The organism is Piscinibacter sp. XHJ-5, assembly GCF_029855045.1.
Lineage (GTDB): Bacteria > Pseudomonadota > Gammaproteobacteria > Burkholderiales > Burkholderiaceae_C > Albitalea.
The window spans coordinates 286498-309520 of the sequence record NZ_CP123228.1; the positions used below are offsets into that span (position 1 = coordinate 286498).

20 protein-coding genes are annotated in these 23023 nt (G+C 69.3%); 8 read left to right on the plus strand and 12 right to left on the minus strand.

Going from position 1 to position 23023, the window contains the following annotated elements:
- The 5 genes from P7V53_RS01355 to P7V53_RS01375 all read left to right on the plus strand — a co-directional run bounded on the left by P7V53_RS01355 (position 1) and on the right by P7V53_RS01375 (position 5170).
- A complete protein-coding gene (locus P7V53_RS01355; protein WP_280153683.1) occupies positions 1–537 on the plus strand; it encodes a F0F1 ATP synthase subunit delta in 537 nt (178 codons plus the stop codon).
- Between the two features lie 49 nt (positions 538–586).
- On the plus strand, positions 587–2140 hold the full coding sequence (gene atpA / locus P7V53_RS01360) for a F0F1 ATP synthase subunit alpha (protein ID WP_280153684.1): 1554 nt from the start codon (positions 587–589) through the stop codon (positions 2138–2140).
- A 146-nt stretch (positions 2141–2286) separates the two neighbouring features.
- Positions 2287–3165 (plus strand): F0F1 ATP synthase subunit gamma, encoded by an 879-nt coding sequence (gene atpG, locus P7V53_RS01365; protein ID WP_280153685.1) that lies wholly within the window; start codon positions 2287–2289, stop codon positions 3163–3165.
- Positions 3166–3203: 38 nt separating this feature from the next.
- Complete coding sequence (gene atpD / locus P7V53_RS01370) at positions 3204–4610, plus strand: F0F1 ATP synthase subunit beta (RefSeq protein ID WP_280153686.1); 1407 nt, start codon at positions 3204–3206, stop codon at positions 4608–4610.
- 143 nt (positions 4611–4753) lie between these two features.
- The gene (locus tag P7V53_RS01375) at positions 4754–5170 is read left to right on the plus strand and encodes a F0F1 ATP synthase subunit epsilon (RefSeq protein ID WP_280153687.1); all 417 of its coding nucleotides are present in this window, start codon (positions 4754–4756) and stop codon (positions 5168–5170) included.
- A 113-nt stretch (positions 5171–5283) separates the two neighbouring features.
- Here the strand turns inward: P7V53_RS01375 and P7V53_RS01380 are convergent, their stop codons facing one another.
- Genes P7V53_RS01380 through P7V53_RS01390 form a run of 3 tightly spaced genes read right to left on the minus strand, consistent with a single transcriptional unit; the run spans position 5284 to position 7343 of the window.
- Positions 5284–5790, minus strand: coding sequence for a TPM domain-containing protein (locus P7V53_RS01380; RefSeq protein WP_280153688.1), 507 nt, complete (start codon positions 5788–5790; stop codon positions 5284–5286).
- 7 nt (positions 5791–5797) lie between these two features.
- The gene (locus tag P7V53_RS01385) at positions 5798–6718 is read right to left on the minus strand and encodes a TPM domain-containing protein (RefSeq protein ID WP_280153689.1); all 921 of its coding nucleotides are present in this window, start codon (positions 6716–6718) and stop codon (positions 5798–5800) included.
- A gap of 7 nt (positions 6719–6725) precedes the next feature.
- Entirely contained in the window at positions 6726–7343 is a 618-nt protein-coding gene (locus P7V53_RS01390) for a LemA family protein (RefSeq protein ID WP_280153690.1), read from the minus strand.
- Between the two features lie 105 nt (positions 7344–7448).
- On the opposite strand from P7V53_RS01390, the gene P7V53_RS01395 reads away from it, so the two are divergent.
- Complete coding sequence (locus P7V53_RS01395) at positions 7449–8198, plus strand: hypothetical protein (RefSeq protein WP_280153691.1); 750 nt, start codon at positions 7449–7451, stop codon at positions 8196–8198.
- A 17-nt stretch (positions 8199–8215) separates the two neighbouring features.
- Here P7V53_RS01395 and P7V53_RS01400 read toward each other — a convergent pair whose 3' ends face one another.
- The 7 genes from P7V53_RS01400 to cysK all read right to left on the minus strand — a co-directional run bounded on the left by P7V53_RS01400 (position 8216) and on the right by cysK (position 16902).
- The gene (locus P7V53_RS01400) at positions 8216–9442 is read right to left on the minus strand and encodes a biosynthetic peptidoglycan transglycosylase (protein ID WP_280153692.1); all 1227 of its coding nucleotides are present in this window, start codon (positions 9440–9442) and stop codon (positions 8216–8218) included.
- Positions 9443–9447: 5 nt separating this feature from the next.
- Entirely contained in the window at positions 9448–10824 is a 1377-nt protein-coding gene (gene xrtQ, locus P7V53_RS01405) for an exosortase Q (RefSeq protein ID WP_280153693.1), read from the minus strand.
- Between the two features lie 10 nt (positions 10825–10834).
- Positions 10835–12859, minus strand: a complete 2025-nt coding sequence (locus tag P7V53_RS01410) for a VIT domain-containing protein (RefSeq protein ID WP_280153694.1) — start codon at positions 12857–12859, stop codon at positions 10835–10837.
- Between the two features lie 106 nt (positions 12860–12965).
- Positions 12966–14399 carry a two-component system sensor histidine kinase CreC gene (gene creC, locus P7V53_RS01415; RefSeq protein ID WP_280153695.1) on the minus strand — a complete coding sequence of 478 codons (1434 nt, stop codon included), beginning with the start codon at positions 14397–14399 and terminating at the stop codon, positions 12966–12968.
- A 31-nt stretch (positions 14400–14430) separates the two neighbouring features.
- Positions 14431–15240: a hypothetical protein gene (locus tag P7V53_RS01420; RefSeq protein ID WP_280153696.1), complete on the minus strand. Its 810-nt coding sequence runs from the start codon at positions 15238–15240 to the stop codon at positions 14431–14433.
- 29 nt (positions 15241–15269) lie between these two features.
- Positions 15270–15974, minus strand: coding sequence for a two-component system response regulator CreB (gene creB / locus P7V53_RS01425; RefSeq protein WP_280153697.1), 705 nt, complete (start codon positions 15972–15974; stop codon positions 15270–15272).
- Positions 15975–15981: 7 nt separating this feature from the next.
- A complete protein-coding gene (gene cysK, locus P7V53_RS01430; protein ID WP_280153698.1) occupies positions 15982–16902 on the minus strand; it encodes a cysteine synthase A in 921 nt (306 codons plus the stop codon).
- Between the two features lie 48 nt (positions 16903–16950).
- Here cysK and hemE point away from each other — a divergent pair, with 48 nt between their 5' ends.
- Entirely contained in the window at positions 16951–18021 is a 1071-nt protein-coding gene (hemE, locus tag P7V53_RS01435; RefSeq protein ID WP_280153699.1) for a uroporphyrinogen decarboxylase, read from the plus strand.
- Positions 18022–18392: 371 nt separating this feature from the next.
- Positions 18393–20465: a primosomal protein N' gene (locus P7V53_RS01440; RefSeq protein ID WP_280153700.1), complete on the plus strand. Its 2073-nt coding sequence runs from the start codon at positions 18393–18395 to the stop codon at positions 20463–20465.
- Between the two features lie 6 nt (positions 20466–20471).
- Here P7V53_RS01440 and P7V53_RS01445 read toward each other — a convergent pair whose 3' ends face one another.
- Together P7V53_RS01445 and P7V53_RS01450 are read right to left on the minus strand one after the other, a co-directional pair.
- Entirely contained in the window at positions 20472–21923 is a 1452-nt protein-coding gene (locus P7V53_RS01445) for a catalase (RefSeq protein ID WP_280153701.1), read from the minus strand.
- A 108-nt stretch (positions 21924–22031) separates the two neighbouring features.
- Entirely contained in the window at positions 22032–23021 is a 990-nt protein-coding gene (locus tag P7V53_RS01450; protein WP_280153702.1) for an AEC family transporter, read from the minus strand.
- Positions 23022–23023: the final 2 nt, after the last annotated feature.

The window sequence follows — 23023 nt, forward strand, 5'->3', positions numbered from 1 at the left end:
ATGGCCGAGCTTGCAACCATCGCGCGTCCGTATGCCGAGGCGCTGTTCAAGTCCGCCGGCCAGGGCGCGCCGCGCGAGCTGGCCGACCAGCTCGACGCGCTCAGCCAGGTGACCAGCCTGCCCGAGCTGCGCCAGTTCGCCGACAACCCCAAGGTCGAGCCGGCGACGGTCTACGACGTGGTCACCGGCGCGCTCAGCAGCGTGGTGCTGGCGCCCGTCGTCCAGAACCTGCTGCGCACCGTCGTCGACAACAGCCGCCTGGCCGCCATGCCCGAGATCGCGTCGCAGTACCGCGCCCTGGTCAACGCGATGACCGGCGTGTCGGATGCGACCGTGTACAGCGCGTATCCGATCAACGGCACGCAACTGCCCGAGGTCGTGCAGGTGCTCGAGAAGCGCTTCAATCGCAAGCTCAACGCCAGCGTGGTGGTGGAGCCCGAGCTGATCGGCGGCATCCGCGTGGTGGTCGGTGACGAAGTGCTGGATACCTCGGTCAAGGCCCGACTCGAACAAATGAAGGTGGCTTTGACCGCTTAAGACGTCTCTTCCCACAGCGAGCCCCGGCGGGCCGCGACCGGAGAAAGCAATGCAACTGAATCCCGCAGAAATTTCCGAACTGATCAAGAGCCGCATCGAGGGCCTCGGCGCCGCGGCCGACATCCGCAACCAGGGCACGGTGGTCTCGGTCACCGACGGCATCTGCCGCATCCATGGACTGTCGGAGGTGATGGCGGGCGAGATGCTCGAGTTCCCGGCCGGCAAGGACGGCCAGCCCACGTACGGTCTCGCGCTGAACCTCGAGCGCGACTCGGTCGGCTCGGTGATCCTGGGCGAGTACGAGCACATCTCCGAAGGCGACACCGTCAAGTGCACGGGCCGCATTCTCGAAGTGCCGGTCGGGCCGGAGCTGATCGGCCGCGTCGTCAACGCGCTGGGCCAGCCGATCGACGGCAAGGGTCCGATCAACGCCAAGATGACCGACGTGATCGAGAAGGTCGCGCCGGGCGTGATCGCGCGCCAGTCGGTGTCGCAGCCGGTGCAGACCGGCCTCAAGTCGATCGACTCCATGGTGCCGATCGGCCGCGGCCAGCGCGAACTGATCATCGGCGACCGCCAGACCGGCAAGAGCGCGGTGGCGATCGACACGATCATCAACCAGAAGGGTCAGAACATGACCTGCGTCTACGTCGCCATCGGGCAGAAGGCGTCGACGATCAAGAACATCGTGCGCGCGCTCGAGCAGAACGGCGCCATGGAATACACCATCGTCGTGGCGGCGTCGGCGTCGGAGTCGGCCGCCATGCAGTACGTGTCGGCCTACTCGGGCTGCACGATGGGCGAGTACTTCCGCGACCGCGGGCAAGACGCGCTGATCATCTATGACGACCTGTCCAAGCAGGCCGTCGCGTATCGCCAGGTCTCGTTGCTGCTGCGCCGTCCGCCGGGTCGCGAAGCCTATCCCGGCGACGTGTTCTATCTCCACAGCCGCCTGCTCGAGCGCGCGGCCCGCGTGAACGCGGACTACGTCGAGAAGTTCACCAAGGGCGAGGTCAAGGGCAAGACCGGCTCGCTGACGGCGCTGCCCGTCATCGAGACGCAGGCCGGCGACGTGTCGGCCTTCGTGCCGACCAACGTGATCTCGATCACCGACGGCCAGATCTTTCTCGAGACCTCGCTGTTCAACGCCGGCATCCGTCCCGCGATCAACGCCGGCATCTCGGTGTCGCGCGTCGGCGGCGCCGCGCAGACCAAGCTGATCAAGAACCTGTCGGGCGGCATCCGGACCGACCTGGCGCAGTACCGCGAGCTCGCGGCTTTCGCGCAGTTCGCCTCCGACCTCGACGCGGCCACCCGCAAGCAGCTCGACCGCGGCGCCCGAGTGACCGAGCTGCTGAAGCAGCCGCAGTACTCGCCGCTGCCCATCAGCCTGATGGCTGCTTCGCTCTTCGCGGTCAACAAGGGCTTCCTCGACGACGTGGACGTGAAGAAGGTGCTCGCCTTCGAACATGGCCTGCACCAGCACCTGAAGTCCAGCCACGCCGCGCTGCTGTCCAAGCTCGAGAACGACAAGGCGCTCGACAAGGACGCCGAAGGCGACCTGACGAAGGCCATCGAGGCGTTCAAGAAGTCGTTCGCGTGACATGACACCCACCCCCGAAGCGGCCTGCGGCCGCCTCTCCCTCCAGGGAGCGACAACGGCGGCCCGGCAAGGCCGGATCCGCGGTGTCCGCCCGATGGGGTCGCAATGGCGCGTCGCGTGCAGCGCGGGCCAAAGGAGTCTTTGAAATGGCGGTCGGCAAGGAAATACGCAGCAAGATCAAGTCGGTGGAGAACACCAAGAAGATCACCAAGGCCATGGAAATGGTCGCTGCGTCGAAGATGCGCAAGGCGCAGGACCGGATGCGCCATGCGCGCCCGTACAGCGACAAGATCCGCAACATCACGGCCAACCTGTCGCAGGCCAATCCCGAGTACCACTCCGCCTACATGCGCGTCACCGAGACGCCCAAGGCGATCGGGTTCATCGTCGTCACGACCGACAAGGGTCTGTGTGGTGGACTCAACACCAATATCCTGCGCGCGGTGACGGCCAAGATCCGCGAAGTGCAGCAGGCCGGCGGCACGGTGCAGACGGTGGCGATCGGCAACAAGGGCTTCGGCTTCCTCAACCGCGTCGGCGCGCAGGTGGTGTCGCATGTCACGCAGCTCGGTGACGCGCCGCAGCTCGACAAGCTGATCGGCCCGGTCAAGGTCATGCTGGACGCGTTCGTCGAGGGCCGGATCGACGCCGTGTACCTCTGCTACACGAAGTTCATCAACACGATGAAGCAGGAGCCCATGGTCGAGCAGCTCCTGCCGCTGAACAGCTCGCGCCTGGAGCAGACGGCCGAGGAAAAGAAGGCCTACGGCTGGGACTACATCTACGAGCCCGACGCGCCGACGGTCATCGAAGACCTGCTCACGCGCTACATCGAAGCGCTGGTGTACCAGGCGGTGGCAGAGAACATGGCGTCCGAGCAGTCAGCGCGCATGGTCGCGATGAAGTCGGCGACCGACAACGCCGGCAATCTGATCGCCGAACTGAAGCTGGTCTACAACAAGACCCGCCAGGCCGCGATCACGAAGGAACTCTCCGAGATCGTCAGCGGCGCGGCCGCGGTCTGATCCAGCACCCGAATACGAAATTTGCAGAAGGAATCGACATGGCGAACACTCAGGGCAAGATCGTCCAGTGCATCGGCGCGGTGGTGGACGTGGAATTTCCGCGTGACAGCATGCCGCGGGTCTATGACGCGCTCAAGCTCGAAGGCGGCGCGCTCACGCTCGAAGTGCAGCAGCAGCTCGGCGACGGCATCGTGCGCACCATTGCGCTGGGTTCGTCCGACGGCCTGCGCCGCGGGCTGATGGTCACCAACACGGGCAACGCGATCACCGTGCCGGTCGGCAAGGCGACGCTGGGCCGCATCATGGACGTGCTCGGCAACCCCATCGACGAGCGCGGTCCGGTCAGCACGGAGCTCACCGCGGCCATCCACCGCAAGGCCCCGGCGTACGACGAGCTCTCGCCGTCGCAGGAGCTGCTCGAAACGGGCATCAAGGTGATCGACCTGATCTGCCCGTTCGCCAAGGGCGGCAAGGTGGGCCTGTTCGGCGGCGCCGGCGTCGGCAAGACCGTGAACATGATGGAGCTCATCAACAACATCGCGAAGGCGCACTCGGGCCTGTCGGTGTTCGCCGGCGTCGGCGAGCGCACACGCGAGGGCAACGACTTCTATCACGAGATGATGGAGTCCAACGTCGTCGTGTCCGACAACCTGGGCGAATCGAAGGTGGCCATGGTGTACGGCCAGATGAACGAGCCGCCGGGCAACCGGCTGCGCGTCGCGCTGACCGGCCTGACGATCGCCGAGTCGTTCCGCGACGAAGGCCGCGACGTGCTGTTCTTCGTCGACAACATCTACCGCTACACGCTGGCCGGGACCGAAGTGTCGGCGCTGCTGGGCCGCATGCCGTCGGCGGTGGGCTACCAGCCCACGCTGGCCGAGGAGATGGGTCGCCTTCAGGAGCGCATCACCTCGACCAAGGTCGGCTCCATCACGTCGATCCAGGCCGTGTACGTGCCCGCGGACGATCTGACCGACCCGTCGCCCGCCACGACCTTCGCCCACCTCGACGCCACCGTCGTGCTGAGCCGCGACATCGCCTCGCTGGGCATCTACCCCGCGGTGGACCCGCTCGACTCCAACAGCCGCCAGGTCGACCCCAACGTCGTCGGCGAAGAGCACTACAACACCACACGCGCCGTGCAGGCCACGCTGCAGCGCTACAAGGAACTGCGCGACATCATCGCGATCCTGGGCATGGACGAGCTGTCGCCGGAAGACAAGCTGGCCGTGGCGCGCGCGCGCAAGATCCAGCGCTTCCTGTCGCAGCCCTTCCACGTCGCCGAGGTGTTCACCGGCACGGCCGGCAAGTACGTGCCGCTGAAGGAAACCATCCGCGGCTTCAAGATGATCGTCAACGGCGAGTGCGACAGCCTGCCGGAGCAGGCCTTCTACATGGTCGGCACCATTGACGAAGCCTTCGAGAAGGCGAAGAAGATCCAGTGATGGAACGCCCTCGGAGCGCCCTTGGCGCTTCCCCCCAGGGGGGCGCCGCCACCGGTCCGGCAAAACCGAACCCGCGGCGCCCGCTTGATTGCGTCGGATCGATGCGCCGTGAGCGGCGCTCCGGCGCCACGGAGAGTTAAGTTATGGCCACCATCCACGTCGACGTCGTCTCCGCCGAAGAGCAGATCTTCTCCGGCGAGGCGAAGTTCGTCGCGCTGCCGGGCGAGAACGGCGAGCTGGGCATCCTGCCGCGCCACACACCGCTCATCACGCGCATCAAGCCCGGCGCGGTGCGCATCGAGCGCGCCGACAACGGCGAGGAGGAGTTCGTCTTCGTCGCCGGCGGCATCCTCGAGGTGCAGCCCGGAACGGTGACCGTGCTGGCCGACACCGCGATCCGCGGCAAGGACCTCGACGAAGCCAAGGCCGCCGAGGCCAAGCGACTGGCCGAAGAGGCGCTGCGCAACGCCAAGAGCGACATCGACATCGCGCGCGCGCAAAGCGAGCTGGCCGTGCATGCCGCGCAGATCGCGGCGCTGCGCAAGTTCTTGAAGAAGTGACCACGCGCCGCTGTCGCGAGGGGTGCACGCGGCCAGCGGCGGCGGTTGCGACCCGTCGCTGACGCTCGCAGCGCACGCAGTCATCAACGCCGCCCCGTGTCCGGGGCGGACCACTAGAGAATCTGCGGCGTGTCGGGCAGCTCGTTGGCGTTGGCTTGTCCAGCCACGAGCGGAAAGTGTTGGAGAAGCAGCCTGTCCACCGTGTCGATCGCCGCGTTGAGACCTTCCTCGAACCGGCCTGCCTTGAAGGCCGCCGACATCTCGTCGAGCAGCGATCGCCATTGCGCCTGCGACACGTGCCGGTCCAGGCTGCGGTCGGCCACAACCTCGATGCGGTGCTCGGCCAGCAGCAGGTAGATCAGCACGCCGTTGTTGTCTTCGGTGTCCCAGACACGCAGCTTGCCGAACAGCGTGACGGCGCGTTCGCGGGCCGTCGCGTCGCGCCACAGATAGGACAGCGGCAGGCTCGCCTCGACGCAGACACGGATCTCCCCGGTGTGCCGCTTCTCGCTGGCCGCCACGCGCGCCTCGATGCGCTGCAAGGCCTGCGCGTCCAGCATGCGGCGTGCATCGGCTTCGTCGAGCCAGCGGTGCTTGAGGATGCGCAGCAGCTTGTTCATGGGCGTCTCACCAGTCGCCACCCGCGCCGCCGCCGCCGAAATCGCCGCCGCCGCCCGAGCTGAAGCCACCGCCCCCCCCGCCGCCAAATCCACCGCCACCGCCCCACCCGCCGCCGCCACCGCCCCAGATGACGGGACCGCCGCGCCGTCGCAGGCCCGAGCCGCCGCGCGATGAACCGATGCCGAGCAAGCCGACCAGCACCAGCGCGAGCAGCCCGGCCGCACCCGCCAGCAGCAGGCTGGTGGACAGCCACCACGCCATGCCGCCAGCGAGTCCGCTGGTGACCAGCGACCCCAGCTTGCGGCCCAGCATGCCGGTGAGCACCGCACCGACCACCGGCACGGCGACGAAGAAGAAGATCGCCAGCTCGTCCCATTGCGGTCCCGCGTCGGCGCCGCGCTCGCCACGCGAGCCCGCGCTCGGCGCCGGCAGGTTCTCGCCCTTGATGCGCGCCGCGAGCTGGTCCACGGCTGCATTGAGGCCGCCGGCGAAGTCGCCGGCCTTGAAGGCAGGCGATATCCGCTCGGTGATGATTCGCTTGGCGGCAAGGTCGGGGATGGCGCCTTCCAGCGCCTTCGCGATCGTGATCCACACCCTGCGGTCGTTCTTCGCGACGACGATGACCACGCCGTCGCCGATGTCGCGGCGCCCCACCTTCCACTGGTCCGCGACGCGCTGCGCATACGACGCGATGTCCTCGGGCTGCGTCGTCGGCAGCATGAGCACGACGATCTGGCTGCCGGTCTGCTGCTCGATCGCGGCCAGCTTGTCGGTGAGGGCTGCGTTCTGCGCAGCCGAGAGCGTGGCCGTCTGGTCGATCACCCGGCCGCTGAGGGGCGGCACCGGCAGCACGTCCTGCGCGCCGGCGGCCGCGGCCACCAGCCACAGCAGCACGGCGGCCAGCAGGGCGCGCGCGGCTTCGCGCATGAGGGTGTCAGCGAGAGGCCGCGGGGGCCGCCGGCTTCTCGAAGCTCACCGACGGCGGCGTGGAGATCTGAGCCTCGTTCTGCACGGTGAAGTTGGGCTTGGGCGAATACCCGAAGACCATCGCCGTGAGGTTGGTGGGGAAGCTGCGCGCCAGCACGTTGTAGTCGGCCACCGACTTGATGTAGCGGTTGCGCGCGACGGTGATGCGGTTCTCGGTGCCTTCGAGCTGCGTGCGCAGGTCCTGGAAGGCGGCGTTGGCCTTGAGGTTCGGATAGGCCTCGGCAACCACCATCAGCCGGCTCAGTGCGCTCGTCAGCTCGCCCTGGGCCTGCTGGAACTTGTTGAACGCCTCGGGGTTGTTGACCAGCTCCGGCGTGGCCTGGATGCTGGTGGCGCGGGCGCGCGCCTCGATGACCTTGGTGAGCGTCTCCTGCTCGAAGTTGGCCTCGCCCTTGACGGTGGCGACGATGTTCGGAATGAGGTCGGCGCGCCGCTGGTATTGGTTGAGCACTTCCGACCAGGCGGCCTTGACCTGCTCGTCGAGCCGCTGGAAGTCGTTGTAGCCGCAGCCGCTCAGGAGCACGACGGCGGTCAGCGCGAGGGCTCGCCAGAAGGTTCGAATCATGGTGTCTGTCCTCCGATGTCCGGGGCGCATGCTACCCCGCGTGACCGACGTGGGGGCGCATAGGCCTTGCTTCAAGCGGGCACGCCTGCCGCGATACTGCGCACCATGAGGCTTGTGCACGACGCGCTGCGCGCGGGTCAGGCGGCGCCGCCACGAACGCCGGCGAGGGCGCGGCGGGTGCTCGTCGCCGGCGGCGCCGGGGCGCTGGGCGCGGCCGTGCTCGAATCCCTGCTGGCGAGCCGCGGTTTCGACGAGGTGGCGGTGCTGGTGACGCAGCCGATCAACGCGGCGCTGCGCGGCCTGGCGACGGTGTCGAAGGCGCAACTGGAAGACGGTGCGGTGAACGCCGAGGACACCGCACTCGTCGTCTTCGACCGCGAGCGGCACGCCAACGGCCGCGAAGCGGCCTTTCTCAGGCCGCAGCCGCAGGCGCTGCCGCTGCTGGCCGCGGCGCTGTACCGGCGGGGCGTGCGCGACCTGATCGTCGTCATGCCGCACGCGACTGCCACGCTGCCCGATGCGCTGAAGCGCGGCCTGGCCACCCTCGACGAGCAAGCGGTGGCCGCGCTGGGCTTCGATCATCTCGTCTTCGTGCGCTCGGCGCAGCCGCCGGCCGCGCTGCGTGCCGCGAGCGCGCTGCAGCGCGTCGCCGACTGGGTGCTGTCGCAGCTGCAACTGATGATTCCGCAGCGCGAGCGGCCGGTGCGTGCACAGAAAGTCGCCCAGTTCGTCGTTCAGGTCGCGCTTCGGCTGCCGGCCACCGCGCACGGCACGCGCGTGGCGCCGCCCGAGCTGGTGTGGGAGGCCGGGCAGACGAAAGACCTGGAGGGGTTGGCCGCCGGGTGGTTGGCGTGAGTCGCGAGATCGCGACGTCACCGCGGTGACCAGCCCGGCAGTGCCTCCACCAGCGCCTGCCGCTTCTCCGCCCGCATCGGCCGCATGTGCGCAATCACCCAGCCGACGCGCTCCTCGTTCACCTGACCGCTCGCCTGGTACCGCGCCCACTCCCGGTCGGGGCTGTGCAGCAGGCTGGCCAGCCACGCGGCCTCCGTCGGCGTGAGCCGGTCGACGCGCTTGTGCAGGTGGTGGCGCGCCGCTGCCGCCGCGCCGCACTGGCCGTCGCCCCACGGCGCCATCGCGAGGTACAGCTCCAGCACGCGCGCCTTGCCCAAGGTGCGATCGAGCTCCACGGCATACAGGAGCTCGCGCAGCTTGCGCAGGTGATGGCGCTCGCTGCCGGTGTAGAGCAGCTTGGCGAGCTGCTGCGACAGCGTGCTGCCGCCGCGCGCCGTGCCGCGCTCTCGATGGTTCAGCATCCAGGCGGCGGTGATCTCGCGCATGTCGTAGCCGGGATGCTCGTGGAAGCGCTGGTCCTCGGCTGCGATCACGGCACGCGGCAGCCACGTGCCGAAGCCGTGTGCCGGCAAGGGGCCGCAGGCCGGCTCGGCATGCAGCAGCGAATCGGTGCCCAGCCCGTCGACGACGAAGCCTTCGATGTGCGGCGTGACGGAGAGCTGGCGCTGCGGCAGGCTGAGCCGAGCGTCGAGCCGCAGCGTGCCCTCGATGCGTGCCCGTCGCAGCTCGGGCAGCTCGTGCTCGAACAGCCGGTAGGCGCTGTCGAGCGGCGTCGGCGGCAGCGTCATCTCCAGCGTGGCGCCGCGTGCATCGAACGAGGCCTTCCATCGCGCCTTCACCCGGCGATCGTCGCCCAGCGCCAACTCGCCGCGCCATCGGTCCTGGGCAAGCCGATGCGCGTCGATGGTGACGCGTGCCAACGCGACGGCATCGTCGCCCAGCTCGGGCAGGTGGATCCGGCACGGCGCGCAGGCGATCTGCCAATGCTGCGGATCCTCGCCGCTCTGCCATTGCACCGGCCCGAAGCGTGTCGCCAGCGTGCGGCCTTCGAGCCGTCGCAGCACCACCGGATGGGTGGCGATGCGCAGCAGCGTGGGCACGCTCGCGTCGAACCGCCACGGGCCCCATTGCACGGGATGCGACCACTCGCCTGGCGCGGCGCGCAGCAGGATCCAGCCACCCCATGCCACCGCGGTGACCACCAGCATCCCGGCCAGCAGCACGCCGCCAGCCAGGAGCGCCACGCGTCTCACAGCGGCCTCGCAAGCGTGATGGCCTGCCAGGGACCGGTCGACTGCCCCAGCTGCGCGGCCCAGAACCAGCTGGAGGCGTCGGTGTAGGCCTGCCCCCGCGCATCGACGATGCGCTCGCAGACGCGCAGCCGCATGCCGTCGCGTTCTGCCACGAAGCAGCGCCACAGCCGTTCTTCGCCGTCGCGCTCGAGGCGGGCCTGCTCGATGCGGTAGCCGAGTCCGCGGTAGCAGTCGGTGGCCGGATGCAGCATGCGCGTCGGCGCCGTCACCTCTCGCCAGACGAGCACCTGCTCGCCATCGGTGAGTCGCGCGATGCGGCCGGGAAAGCGATCGGCAAAGCGCTGCTCGACGGCGGTGAGCGCCAGCGGACGCAGCTCCCGGCCTTCCCATTCGATGGGCGACTCGCTGCCCGCGCGGGACATCGGCGCAGGCGATGTGTGGGCCAGCGGCAGCAACGCACAGCTGATTGCGACGCCGACGAACAGGGCGCGCCATCCGTCAGTTCCGCAAGCCGCCGATCCCCCGCGCAGCGGCCGCGCCAGCGCAGCGCCGGGAGCGCGCACGACCAGTGCCGCGACGGCCGTGCACACCGCGGCCAGCACGACCAGGCCAACGCCCTGATGCGCCGCCGCGGCGACGTCGCCGCGTGCCTCCAGCGCCACCAGCACGCTGTTGCGCAGCACGTTGCCGAGCAGCACGATGGCGCCCGTCCACGGCAGCCGGCGCAACAGGCGCCGGTCGTCGATCCCGGTGAACAGGGCCACCGCGCAGGCGCAGAAGTACGCCATCCACACCATCTGCACGCCGGCGCACGGCGCGTCGACGATGACCAGCCGGCCATCGACGACCAGCGAGGCGCCTGCCCGCTGTGCGCTCCAGCCGAGCAGCTGCAGCGTCCAGGCGCTCAGCTGCGCAGTGGCGAGTCGCAGCGGATAGCCGGCATAGAACTGCAGCGAGGACACCACCGGCAGCGCGAGCACCGCCAGCCCGGCCAGCGGCAGAGTGGGCTGACCCGTCGGCATGAAGGCGCGCAGGCCGCAGGCCAGCGCGAGCGCGGCCAGCAAGGCGCCGACCAGCGGCGGCGCGACGAACACCGCTGCGGTCGATGCGGCGCTCAGCAGCAAGGCGGCGGCCAGCCATGCCGGGCGCGGCTGGCCGCGCAGCTGCGGCGCCAGCCGCCACACGGCCCACGCGAGCACGCCGAGTGCCGCCACGCCCAGCGGGTCGTCCGAGCCGTCGGCCATGCGCGCCGCGGCCCAGCGCCAATGCACCCACAGCGCCGCCGCCTGCAATGCGAGCCAGCCCCAGGGCGGGATGGCGGCGATGCGGCTGCTCCAGCGCGCGCCGGGGGTGGTGAAGATCACGCGATTCATCGGCCGTCCCTCAACCGCGGCGGCGCCGCTCGATGACCGTGGCGACCACGATGCCCAGCACGATCAGCAGAGCGAGCCAGGCGGCCGGCTCCGGCGTGCTCGGCACCTCCGCACCGATGGCGAGCGTGCTCACCCCTTGCGGCAGCGGTGTCGGCTGCTGGACCCTCGCCGTGAGGTCGGGCTGCGGATTGCGCACCAGCTCGTCCACCGCCACGAAGCTGGTGTAGGTCGTCAGCAGGCCGTACTTCAGTCCGAGCTCGGTGATCGCCGCCTTGTGGCGCGCTCCGCCTTCGAGCGCCTCCTGGTCGCCCAGCATCGCGATGCGCCGACGAGCCCACAGCTGTCGCAGCGCCGCGGTGGTCTGGCTGTCGCGGCCGTCGATCTCGATCTCGTTGCGATAGGGGCCGAGCGCGCTGCGCCCTTCGACGATCAGCCGGCCCCCGGGCGCGCGTGCCGCGTCGCCGCGCCACTTGCCGAACACGATCACCGGACGGCCTGCGAGCACGTCGGGCAGCTGCACCGGCTCGACGTCGTAGACCTCCAGTCCCTCGAAGCGCGCCCGTACCTGCGTCAGCACCGGCGAGGCGATCATGCGGCGCAGGCGTTCCGCCGCGGCGGGCGCTTCCTCCGGCTTGGTGACCACGAAGGCTTCGCCCTGGCCGGCCCGCGCGATGCCCTCGATCAGATGGCGATTGACGCTCGAGCCGATGCCGAAGGCGAACACATTGGTGTCGCCCAGCTGCTGGCGCACGAGCTGGAACACCTCGTTCTCGACCGCCACGTAGCCGTCCGTGATGACGACCACCGTGCGCGAGACGTCGGGCGCCTTCGGCAGCGCCGCGATGCGCTTGAGCGCCGGCACGATCTCGGTGCTGCCGCCGCCGCCGGCTTCGGCGATGGTGCGCAGCGCCTGGTTGATGTTGGCCAGCGTCGCCGGCACCGGCTGCGGCGAGAGCATGCGGCTGCTGCCGGAGAAAAGCATCACGTTGAAGGTGTCGCTGGGACGCAGCCCGCCGATCAGGTGCTGCAGCAGCAGCTTGGCGGTGTCCAGCGGGAAGCCGTGCATCGAACCGGAGATGTCGACCACGAAGACGTAGTCGCGCGGGTTGATCTGCCGCGCCGGCACCGCGGCCGGCGGCTCGACCATCGCGAGGAAGAAGTTCTCCTCTTCGCCGCGGTACAGCATGAGGCCCGACTCGATGCGATCGCCGGCCAGACGCCAGTGCAGGATGAAGTCGCGGTCATTGGCCGGCCGGTCGGTGGGCTTGAGCGCGACCCTGACCTGCGCGCTGCCCATTCCATCGATCACCGCCTCGTGCGACGGCGAGGCGATGTCCTTCACCGCGATAGGCGCGTCCAGCGTGACCTGGATGTCCAGGCCCGCGGCCGCGGAGGCATCGCGCAGGTAGGGCGACGCGATCCACGTCTCGTTCGCCGCGGCGCCCTGCGGGCTGTTGTAGCGCGGGCCGACAACGGTGGGAAAGACGAAGCCGTACTGCGCGTCCTGCGGCGTCAGCAGCTCGGTGTAGCGCAGCTCGACCGCGACCTCGTCGCCGGGCAGGATGTTGGCGACGTTCATCTCGAAGACGTTGGGCCGCTGCTGCTCGAGCAGGGCGCTTGTCCTGCCTTGGCGCCTGGCCTGCTCGTAGACGATGCGCGCCTGCTGCTTTTCCCGGATCGTGGCCGTGAGCAGGCGGTCTCCGAGGCGCACGTTCATCGCATGCACCGCGGCGTGCGTCGAGCCGGGAAAGACGTAGCGCGCCTCCAGCGGGCGCTGGCCTTCGTTGCGATAGTGCTGCACCACCGTGACGTCGGCGATCACGCCCGCGATGCGCACATCGACGCGCGTCGACTTCAGCGGCAGACGGTCGGCACCCGGCTCGCCGCCGTCGACGACGAAGTACGGGCTTTCGGTCTTCGCCTGCGTCGGCGGACTGACCATCATCAGCAGCGCCGCCAGCAGAGCCAGCTCGACGCAGAGCAGCACACGGCCGGTGTCGGTGAGTGGACGCACCGGATATCGGAACAAGGACATGGCGTTCTCCTGAAGCACGGGGCTCAGGATGGAAGCGGCATGCGAAGCGGTTGGGAAGTGCGCTGCGGTTCTGTGTGAAGTCGGCGTGAAGCGCGGGATGGCCCCCTCACGCGGGCATCGCCGGCACCGACAGGGTCGCCACCGCTCCGCCGTCGGCAGCGTTGGTCAGGCTCACCCTGCCGTGGTGCAGCGACGCGATCTCCTTGACGAAGGCCAGCCCCAGTCCGGTACTCCGCTTGCGCGTGTGCGGCCGGGCCAGCGAATAGAACTTCTCGAACACCTTGTCCTCGGCGTAGTCGGGAATGCCGGGCCCATGGTCCCGCACCACCACGTCCACCATGCGCCCGCGCGGGTTCAGCGCCAGGGTGACGGCGCCGCTCGCCGGAGAGAAGTCGATGGCGTTGTCCAGCAGGTTGGCGATGGCCCGGCGCAGCAGGAAGGCATCACCCTCGACGACGACGTCGGCGCCTGGAAGCACCTCGACGTTCAGCGCACGCGCTGCGCCGGCCGCGCGCGCGCTGGCGGCGAGATCCTCGATCAGCGGTCGCAGCGGCACCGGCCCCGGCGCATCGAGGCTGCGCCGCGATTCGAGCGCGGTCAGCTCCATCATGCGGTCGACCAGCTCCTGGATGCGCTGCGTCTCGCGCACGATGTTGGCGACGAAGCGCGCGCGGTCCGCGTCGGGCATGGGTTCCTGCAGCAGCTCGGCGGCGCCGCGGATCGCCGACAGCGGGCTCTTCACCTCGTGCGTCAGCGTCTGCACGTAGTCGGCGACGTAGTTGCGGCCCGCGAGGGCATCGCGCATCTCCTCGTACGCCGCGACCACGGCAGCGAGCGCGCGGCGGGCCAGCCGCGGCACGCTGATCGAGCGCTGGGCGCGCACGTAGCGTACGTAGTCGGCAATGACGCCGAAGGGCCGCGCCAGCCAGACCGAAACGATGACCGCGAACAGCAGCACCGCGACCGCGGAGGTGGCGCCGACCAGCACGGTCTTGCGGCGTGCCGCATCCACGAACTGCCCGAAGCTCTGCACCGGCTTGCCGGCGCTCACCGCGCCGGCAATCTCGTCACGCAGGCGGATCGGCGCGGCGACGTACATCACCGAGGTCTCGGGCCGGCCTTCGACATCGGGCGTGGTGCGCGCGCCGTAGAGGCCGGCGAGCGCGCGCCGCACGTCGTTCCAGCGCGAGTAGTCCGCGCCGACACTGCGACCGCGCGAATCGAACACCACGCGTCCGATGCGGTCGACGACGACGACGCGCAGCTCGACGCGTGTCTTCTCGAAACCGAAGATGTCCGCCTTGAAGCGCCGCGCATAGAGCGACTGGAACACCGGCTGCAGCATGTCGGCGCGCAGCACGCCGTCGGGCGAGGCGGCTTCGATGGTGGCGGCCATCAGGTGCGCGGTCTCCACCAGCGACTCTTCGGCCGACTCGCGGTAGCGCGGATCGATGTCGCCCAGCAGGCGGTACAGCAGCACGCCGACGCCAACGGCGTAGGCGAGCAGGATGCCGATGAAGATGCGGGTGCGCTTGCTCACGCCGCGCTGGCCGGCCTTCGGACCGGCCTTGTCACTTCAGCGCCTGCGCGGGAGTCTGCCGCGCAGAGTCCTGCGCTTCGAGCACTTTGGGAACGATGGTGTCGATGGCCGTGCGGGTCACGCGTTTCAGGGCATCGAACTTCTGCTCCGTGGTCATCGCGTCCCAGGGCACCAGGGCCGCCTTCGAGGCGGCGGTCGAGACGGTCTCGGAGGCCGTCGCCGCCTCCTGGCGCAGGGGGCGCAGCGTGGCCATGTCGAACGCCGTGACGCTCAGATAGGCATACGGTGCGACGAATCCCGTGCTGTGGTTGCCGGTGTCGCGCTCGGTCATCCGGGTCTCCTTGTCGACATAGAAGCCCAGTCCGCTCAGGCGGCCGCTGCCGATGCTGCCGTCCAGCACCCGCAGACGGGCTTCGGCGCGATGCTTGGTGATGAGCAGCAGGTGCGAAGCGCTGGACGATGCCAGCAGCGGCTTCAGCTGCTGCGCCAGCGCCGCCATGTCGTCCTTCGAGTCGGTCAGCTTGTCCTGCAGGGCCAGCAGCTTGGGATCGCGGGTCACGAACAGCGAGGTCTTGGCATTCGCCTGCAGGCGCCTGACCGCGTCGTCGGCCGCGAAGGCCGCCATGCCGTGGAGCGTGTCGTCCGGCATCGGCACCTCGATGCGCCGGTTGGCGTCGAGGTTGCTGCCGGTGCCGATCTGGTGGATGACCAGGGTCATCTTGTCGCCCACCATCGACATGATCGCGTATGACGGGGCCGGCGCCGCCGGCTGGGCTTGTGTCGCGAGGCTCGCGACCAGCGGGGCGGCGACCAGCGCGTTGCGGAGTCGGTTCAGTCTCATCGGTTTCTTCCCGGCGGCGCGGGCTCGTGTCAAGACGGAAGGTTCGCCGGCAGATCCTCCGCCAGCGCATAGCCGGTGCCGCGGTGCGTGCGGATCGGGTCGAGCGTCGGTGCGATCGCCTTCATCTTGGCGCGCAGCGTCTTCACGTGCGCGTCGACCGTGCGGTCGAGGCTCTCGCCGGGGTCGTCCCACACGCGCTCGAGCAAGGCGTCGCGGGTGTACACATGACCGGGCCGCGCCGCCAGCGTCTTCAGCAGGCCGTATTCGTAGCGCGACAGCTCCAGCAGCCGGCCGTAGAAGCGGATTTGCCGGCGGCCGTCGTCGATGTGGATCGGCGTCGGCGCGCCGTGCGGCGCCACTGCCGGCTTGGCCGCGCGGCGCAGGATGGTGCGCACCCGGGCCACCAGCTCGCGCGGCGAAAACGGCTTCGGCACGTAGTCGTCGGCGCCGAGCTCGAGCCCGACCACGCGGTCGATCTCGTCGCTGCGGGCGGTGAGGAACAGCGCCGGCACGTCGGCGATTTCGTGCAGCTGCTTGAAGAGCTCGAAGCCGTTCAGATCGGGCAGCCCCACGTCGAGGATCACCAGCGCCGGCGGCTGCGCGCGGAACTTCGACAGCGCCTCCTCGCCGGTGGCCGCCCAGGCCGGCTCGAAGCCGTCGGTACGCAGCGCGTACTGCAGCGTGTCGGCGATGCCGGGCTCGTCTTCGACGATGAGGATGCGGGGCTTGGCCACGGCCGGTTCACTCCGTGGGCAGGAAGCCTTCGATCGACAGGTAGCGCTCGCCGGTGTCGTAGTTGAAGCCGAGCACGGTCGCACCCTTGGGCAACTCGGGCAGCTTCTGCGCGATCGCCGCCAGCGTCGCACCCGAAGAGATGCCCACCAGCATGCCCTCTTCGCGGGCCGCGCGGCGCGCCATCTCCTTGGCCGCCTCCGCCTCGACCTGAATCACGCCGTCGAGCAGCCCGGTGTGCAGGTTCTTCGGGATGAAGCCCGCGCCTATCCCCTGGATCGGGTGCGGCGCCGGCTTGCCGCCGCTGATCACCGGCGAGGCGGCCGGCTCGACGGCGAAGACCCTGAGCTTGGGCCACAGCGGCTTGAGCACCTGCGCGCACCCGGTGATGTGGCCGCCGGTGCCGACGCCGGTCACCAGCATGTCGACCCCGCTGGGAAAGTCGGCCGCGATCTCCTCGGCGGTGGTGCGCACGTGCACGTCGATGTTGGCGGGGTTGTCGAACTGCTGCGGCATCCACGCGCCCGGCGTCGCGGCGACGATCTCGGTGGCGCGCGCGACGGCGCCGTTCATGCCCTTCTCTCGCGGCGTGAGCTCGAAGCGGGCGCCGTACGCGAGCATCAGCCGGCGGCGCTCGATGCTCATGCTCTCGGGCATGACGAGGATCAGCCGATACCCCTTGACGGCAGCGACCATCGCGAGGCCGACGCCGGTGTTGCCCGAGGTCGGCTCGACGATGGTCGAGCCGGGCTTCAGCAGGCCGGCGGCCTCGGCGGCCTCGGTCATCGACAGCGCGATGCGGTCCTTGATGGAGCCCCCGGGATTGCTGCGCTCGCTCTTGATGTAGACCGTGTGCCCGTTGCCGAACAGCCGGTTGATGCGGATATGCGGCGTGTTGCCGATGGTGTGCAGGATGTCGTTGGCAAGCATGCGCGGGTCTCCTCGAGTGCGGCGATTATCGGGCGCGATAATCCCGCGATGTTCGCGCCTCTCCAGAACGACACCTTCCTGCGCGCCTGCCTGCGGCAATCCACCTCCCACACGCCGGTCTGGCTGATGCGCCAGGCCGGGCGCTACCTGCCCGAGTACCGCGCGACGCGCGCCAAGGCCGGCAGCTTCATGGGCCTGGCGACCCACCCCGACTACGCCACCGAAGTGACCCTGCAGCCGCTGGAGCGCTACCCGCTCGACGCGGCGATCCTCTTCTCCGACATCCTCACGATTCCGGATGCGATGGGCCTGGGACTGAGCTTCGCGCTCGGCGAGGGCCCTCGCTTCGCGTCGCCGGTGCGCGACGAGGCGGCGGTGGACCGGCTCGCAGTGCCCGACATGGAAAAGCTGCGCTACGTCTTCGATGCGGTGGCCTCCATCCGTCGCGCACTCGCCGGCCGGGTGCCGCTGATCGGCTTTTCCGGCAGCCCGTGGACGCTGGCCTGCTACATGGTCGAAGGCGCCGGATCCGACGATTACCGCCTGGTCAAGACGATGCTGTACGCACGACCCGACCTGATGCATCGCATGCTGGCTGTCAACGCCGATGCCGTCGCCGCCTACCTGAATGCACAGATCGAGGCCGGCGCACAGGCGGTGATGGTTTTCGACAGCTGGGGCGGCGTTCTGGCCGACGGCGCCTTCCAGATGTTCAGCCTGGACTACACGCAGCGTGTCCTGCGCCAGCTGAAGCGGGAGCATGCGGGGCAGCGCATCCCGCACATCGTGTTCACCAAGGGCGGCGGCCTGTGGCTCGAGGAGATGGCCGCCATTGGTCCCGACGTGCTGGGCCTGGACTGGACGGTCAATCTCGGCGCAGCGCGCCGGCGTGTCGGCGACCGGGTCGCGCTCCAGGGCAACCTGGATCCGAACGTGCTGTTCGCCGCGCCGACGCAGATCGAGGCCGAAGTGGTTCGGGTGCTGGACAGCTTCGGCGCGGGCCCCGGCCATGTCTTCAATCTCGGCCATGGCATCAGCCAGCACACGCCGCCCGAGCATGTGAGCGCGCTGGTCGAGGCGGTGCATACCCACTCGCGGCGCCAGGCTCACGGCGCCTGAGCCGCGCGGCTCATCGGTCTGTCACGCGCGTGAAATTTTTCGATGGGTGCGCACTCAGGCCTTGACTTATCCCCATCGCTGAGTTGAGCGGGCGAAGCACTTCCGATGTGCTGCGGTGCAGCATATCGTTTTCACGAACCTTGGCTAAGTCATTGATTTCATTGATTCTCGGAGGATGCTGCGAAAGCGGGCAGCGCAACAGCTGGTCCGACGAATCAAGCATTTAGCCGCGCTTTGTGCAGGTTGCCCACAAAGTTGTCCACAGGCGGAGTGGACAGTCGCGAAAGGCGCGTCGAATCAATGACTTAGTGGCGTTCCTTCGTGCTTCCTTGTAGCTTTTGCCAGTAAGTTCTACCAGGGTTACAGCGTCTGTGACAAACCGAGTACGAATTGCAGTCGAGACGCCTCAACACAGTGGCTTGGGCGCACCGCTCGACTATCTGAGTGAGCAGATGCTCCTGCCCGGAACGTTGGTGCGCGTGCCGCTGGGTCGACGGGAGGTCCCGGGTGTCGTGTGGCCGGGCGAGGTGGAGGAGCCTGCGCCTTCCGGGCTCAAGCCCGTCGGCGCCGCGCTGACCTCCCTGCCGGCGATGACCGCGGCCTGGTGTCGGCTGGTCGAATTTGCCGCCGGCTACTACCAGCGCGGCACCGGCGAGGTCGCACTGGCGGTGCTGCCGCCCGAGTTGCGAAAGCTCGACGATGCGCAGATCGCCAACCGCATCGCCAAGCTGGTCAAGCGGCTGGGCGACGCCCCCGGCGCTGCGGCGCCGTCCAGCGCAGCCCCTTCGCTCAGTGCCGAGCAGGCCTCGGCATTGCAGCAGCTGGCGCAGCTGACCGCCGCCGAGTCTGCGGGCACCGTGCTGCTGCATGGTGTCACGGGCAGCGGCAAGACCGAGGTCTACCTGCGGGCCGCGGAACAGGCGCTGGCGGGCGGGCGGCAGGCGCTGGTGCTCGTGCCCGAGATCAATCTCACTCCGCAGCTGGAAGGCCGGTTTGCCGAGCGGTTCGCGGGCCGACACATCGTGTCGCTGCACAGCGGGCTCACGCCCGCCCGCCGTCTGGCGCACTGGCTGGCCGCACACCTGGGGCTGGCCGACCTGGTGCTCGGGACGCGGCTGGCGGTGTTCGCCTCGATGCCGCGCCTGGGTCTGATCGTCGTCGACGAGGAGCACGACCCGTCGTACAAGCAGCAGGAGGGCGCCCGCTATTCGGCACGTGACCTCGCGGTGTACCGCGGCAAGCTCGAAGCGGCGCCCGTGCTGCTCGGATCGGCCACGCCGTCACTCGAAACCTGGCAGCGCGCGCAGGACGGCCGCTACCGCTACCTCGGACTGCCTTCGCGCATCGGCGGCGGCGCCTTGCCCCGGGTGCGGCTGGTCGACATGAATCAGCTGCCCAAGGCCAAGGGCGTGACGACCGCGCTCTCGCCGCCTCTCGTGGCGGCGCTGCAGCAGCGCATCGAGCGGGGCGAGCAGAGCCTGGTGTTCCTCAACCGGCGGGGGTATGCGCCGGTGCTGCATTGCGGGGACTGCGGCTGGAAGAGCGGTTGCCCGCACTGCAGCGCGTGGCGGGTGTTCCACAAGCTCGACCGCACGCTGCGCTGCCACCACTGCGGCCTGGCCGAACGCGTGCCGCGTGCCTGCCCGGAGTGCGGCAACCTGGACATCGCGCCGATCGGCCGCGGCACCGAAAGGCTGGAGGAGCAGCTCGGCGCTCATCTGCACACGGCGGACGGACGGCCCGCCCGCATCGCGCGGATCGACGCCGACTCGACGCGCGCCAAGGGAGCGCTCGAGGCGCAACTGGGCGCGGTGCACGCCGGCGATGTCGACGTGCTGGTGGGCACGCAGATGGTCACGAAGGGGCACGACTTCCGCCGCATCACGCTGGTCGCCGCGGTGAATCCCGACACCTCGCTTTTCAGCAGCGACTTTCGCGCGCCCGAGCGCTTGTTCGCGCTGCTGATGCAGGCCGCGGGGCGCGCGGGCCGGGATGCGGAGCACGCCGAGCGCAGCGAGATGTGGGTGCAGACCTGGCACCCGCAGCATGCGCTGTACGCGGCGCTGCGCCGGCACGACTTCGCCGCATTCGCGGCCAGCCAGCTGAAGGAGCGCGAGTCGGCCGGGCTGCCGCCGTACTCGCACCTGGCCATGCTGCGTGCCGATGCGCGCACCGCGGACGCCGCGCGGACGTTCCTGCAGGCGGCGTCGGACCTCGCCGGCACGCTGCCGCAGGCCGGCCCCGTGACGATCTACTCGCCCGTGCCGCCGGCCGTCTCGCGGGTGGCGGACGTGGAGCGCATGCAGATGCTGGTGGAGTCGGCCTCGCGCGCGGCCTTGCAGCGCTTCCTGGCGGTGTGGCTGCCCGCGCTGCATGCGGTGCGCAGCGCCGGGGAGCCTCGCATCCTGCGCTGGGCCGTCGACGTGGATCCCCTGGCGATCTGACGGGACTCAGTCCACGTTCGCACCCCGTGCCTTCAGCGCTGCGCGCACGCCGCGTCCATACGCCGGATCGGCCTTGTCGAAGTGCGCCAGCTGCAGCTGCTGGATCTCGGCACTCACCTGCGACAGCGGCCCGGCGATGTTGTCGAACAGGTTCTGCTGCTCCTGCGGCGGCAGCAGGCGGAACAGCAGGCCGGCCTGCCAGTAGTCGTCTTCCTGTGACCGCGCGTCGTAGCGGGCCGCATCGCCCGACAACGGCAGCGGCGGCTCACCGTGACCCAGTCCGTGCGGGTTCGCGCCGTCGGCCTCGACCGTCGCGTAGTTCGGCTGCGCGCCGAAGTTGGCAACCGCCATGCTGCCGTCGCGCTGCTGGTGGTGCACGGGACAGCGCGGGCGGTTCACCGGCAGCTGCTGGTGATTGGTGCCGACGCGGTAGAGCTGCGCATCGTGGTAGGCGAACAGGCGTCCCTGCAGCATCTTGTCGGGGCTGAATCCCAGGCCGGGCACCACGTTGGCCGGCGAGAAGGCCACCTGCTCGACCTCGGCGTGGTAGTTGTCCGGGTTGCGGTTGAGTTCCAGCACGCCGACCGGAATGCGCGGGGACTGCGCATGCGGCCACACCTTGGTCAGGTCGAACGGATTGAACGAGAGCGCCGCCGCCTCGGCTTCGGTCATCACCTGGATGTACACCGTCCAGCGCGGGAATTTGCCCGCGGCGATGGCGTTGAAGAGGTCGCGCTGCGCGTAGTCGGGGTCGGTGCCGGCCAGCCTCACCGCGTCGGCCGCCGACAGGTTCCTGATGCCTTGCTGCGTCTTCAGGTGGTACTTGACCCACACCCGCTCGCCGCGGGCGTTGATCATGCTGAAGGTGTGGCTGCCGAAACCGTCCATGTGGCGGTAGCCGTCGGGCGTGCCGCGGTCGGAGAACAGCATCGTCACCTGGTGCAGCGACTCCGGCGCATGCGACCAGAAGTCCCACATCATCGCCGGCGACTTGAGGTTGGTGTGCGGACAGCGCTTCTGCGTGTGCACGAAGTCGGGGAACTTGATCGGGTCCTTGATGAAGAACATCGGCGTGTTGTTGCCCGCCAGGTCCCAGTTGCCCTCCTCGGTGTAGAAGCGGACGGCGAAGCCGCGCGGGTCGCGCTCGGTGTCGGCCGAGCCGCGCTCGCCGCCGACGGTGGAGAAGCGGACGAAGGTGTCGGTCTTCTTGCCGATGCGCTCGAACAGCCGGGCCTTCGTGTACTTGCGGATGTCGTGGGTGACGGTGAAGGTGCCGTACGCACCGGAGCCCTTGGCATGCACGACCCGCTCGGGGATGCGCTCGCGGTTGAAGTGCTGCAGCTTCTCGATCAGGTGGAAGTCCTGCAGCAGCAACGGGCCGCGAGGCCCGGCGCTGATGGAGTTCTGGTTGTCGGCGACCGGGATGCCGGAAGCGGTGGTCAGGGGCGAACGGCTCATGAGGTTCCTTCGATGTGCCTGGACGGGCGATGAAGGAAATTCTGGAAACGGCCGACCCTTCTGAGAAATCGATTGCCGCTAGATCATCGATAGCGAACGCCAATACCATCAGCCGCCCGCGCCCAGCACCCAGGCCAGGAGCGAGAAGGTGACGAAGGCCAGGATGGTGCTGGCCATGATGATGCGGGCAACGCGGCCGTTGTCCGCGCCGTAGCGTTCGGCCAGCAGCGACACGTTGCTCGCACTCGGCAGGGCCGCTGCCAGCACGAGCACCGTCAGGCCGAAGGCCGACACCGCCAGGCCGGCCCATCGCGCCAGGAGACCCACGCTCAGCACGAGCAATGGATGCAGCAGCAGCTTGAACAGCGCCACCGGCACGAACTGGCGCAGCGGGGTGCGCGTGTGCACATGCTGGCCGGCGCGCCACAGCACGGCGCCTATGGTGAACAGCGCGACCGGTGTCGCCGCGTCGGCGAGCATCTTCACGATCTGGTCGAGGGGCCCGGGAAAGCGCAGGCCCGCGGCCGCGAACACGGCGCCCAGCGCAATGGCCCAGGGCAGCGGGTTCGTCATCGCGCTGCGCAGCGAGCGCATGACGGCCGACGTCACGCCCGACGACTCCGGGTGGGCGTGCGCCTCCTCCAGCTGCGCGATCACGATGCACAGCGTGCTGGTGAGAATGAGGTCGGTCAGCACCGTGCCGATCACCGGCCCGGCGGCCCGGTCGCCGTACAGCGCCACCAGCAGCGGCACGCCCATGAAGCCGGTGTTCGGAAAGGCCGCCACCAGCGCGCCGAAGGCGGCGTTCTTCAGGTCGACACCGCGCGCGCTCTCGTTGCGGCGCCAGGTCGCGGCCACCGTGAAGAACACCAGCAGCAGCGCACTCGCCGCGTAGATGCCGATCAGCACCGGATCGATGAGCTGCGCGAACGGCATGCTGGCGCCGAAGCGGAACAGCAGGCAGGGCAGCGCGAAGAACAGCACGAAGATGTTGAGGCCGGGGACCGCCGCCTCGGGCAGCACGCGGCGCTGTGCCGCGAGGTAGCCGCACAGCACCAGCGCGAAGAACGGAATGGTGACCGCGAGGATCGCTTGCATCG

Coding starts and splice junctions, on each gene's coding strand:
- P7V53_RS01375 (WP_280153687.1), top strand. CDS start 4,754: ATGGCCACCATCCACGTCGACGTCGTCTCCGCCGAAGAGCAGATCTTC.
- P7V53_RS01395 (WP_280153691.1), top strand. CDS start 7,449: ATGAGGCTTGTGCACGACGCGCTGCGCGCGGGTCAGGCGGCGCCGCCA.
- P7V53_RS01390 (WP_280153690.1), bottom strand. CDS start 7,343: ATGATTCGAACCTTCTGGCGAGCCCTCGCGCTGACCGCCGTCGTGCTC.
- cysK (WP_280153698.1), bottom strand. CDS start 16,902: ATGCTTGCCAACGACATCCTGCACACCATCGGCAACACGCCGCATATC.
- P7V53_RS01450 (WP_280153702.1), bottom strand. CDS start 23,021: ATGCAAGCGATCCTCGCGGTCACCATTCCGTTCTTCGCGCTGGTGCTG.
- xrtQ (WP_280153693.1), bottom strand. CDS start 10,824: ATGAATCGCGTGATCTTCACCACCCCCGGCGCGCGCTGGAGCAGCCGC.
- hemE (WP_280153699.1), top strand. CDS start 16,951: ATGTTCGCGCCTCTCCAGAACGACACCTTCCTGCGCGCCTGCCTGCGG.
- P7V53_RS01385 (WP_280153689.1), bottom strand. CDS start 6,718: ATGCGCGAAGCCGCGCGCGCCCTGCTGGCCGCCGTGCTGCTGTGGCTG.
- P7V53_RS01355 (WP_280153683.1), top strand. CDS start 1: ATGGCCGAGCTTGCAACCATCGCGCGTCCGTATGCCGAGGCGCTGTTC.
- atpG (WP_280153685.1), top strand. CDS start 2,287: ATGGCGGTCGGCAAGGAAATACGCAGCAAGATCAAGTCGGTGGAGAAC.
- P7V53_RS01445 (WP_280153701.1), bottom strand. CDS start 21,923: ATGAGCCGTTCGCCCCTGACCACCGCTTCCGGCATCCCGGTCGCCGAC.
- atpA (WP_280153684.1), top strand. CDS start 587: ATGCAACTGAATCCCGCAGAAATTTCCGAACTGATCAAGAGCCGCATC.
- P7V53_RS01420 (WP_280153696.1), bottom strand. CDS start 15,240: ATGAGACTGAACCGACTCCGCAACGCGCTGGTCGCCGCCCCGCTGGTC.
- P7V53_RS01410 (WP_280153694.1), bottom strand. CDS start 12,859: ATGTCCTTGTTCCGATATCCGGTGCGTCCACTCACCGACACCGGCCGT.
- atpD (WP_280153686.1), top strand. CDS start 3,204: ATGGCGAACACTCAGGGCAAGATCGTCCAGTGCATCGGCGCGGTGGTG.
- P7V53_RS01380 (WP_280153688.1), bottom strand. CDS start 5,790: ATGAACAAGCTGCTGCGCATCCTCAAGCACCGCTGGCTCGACGAAGCC.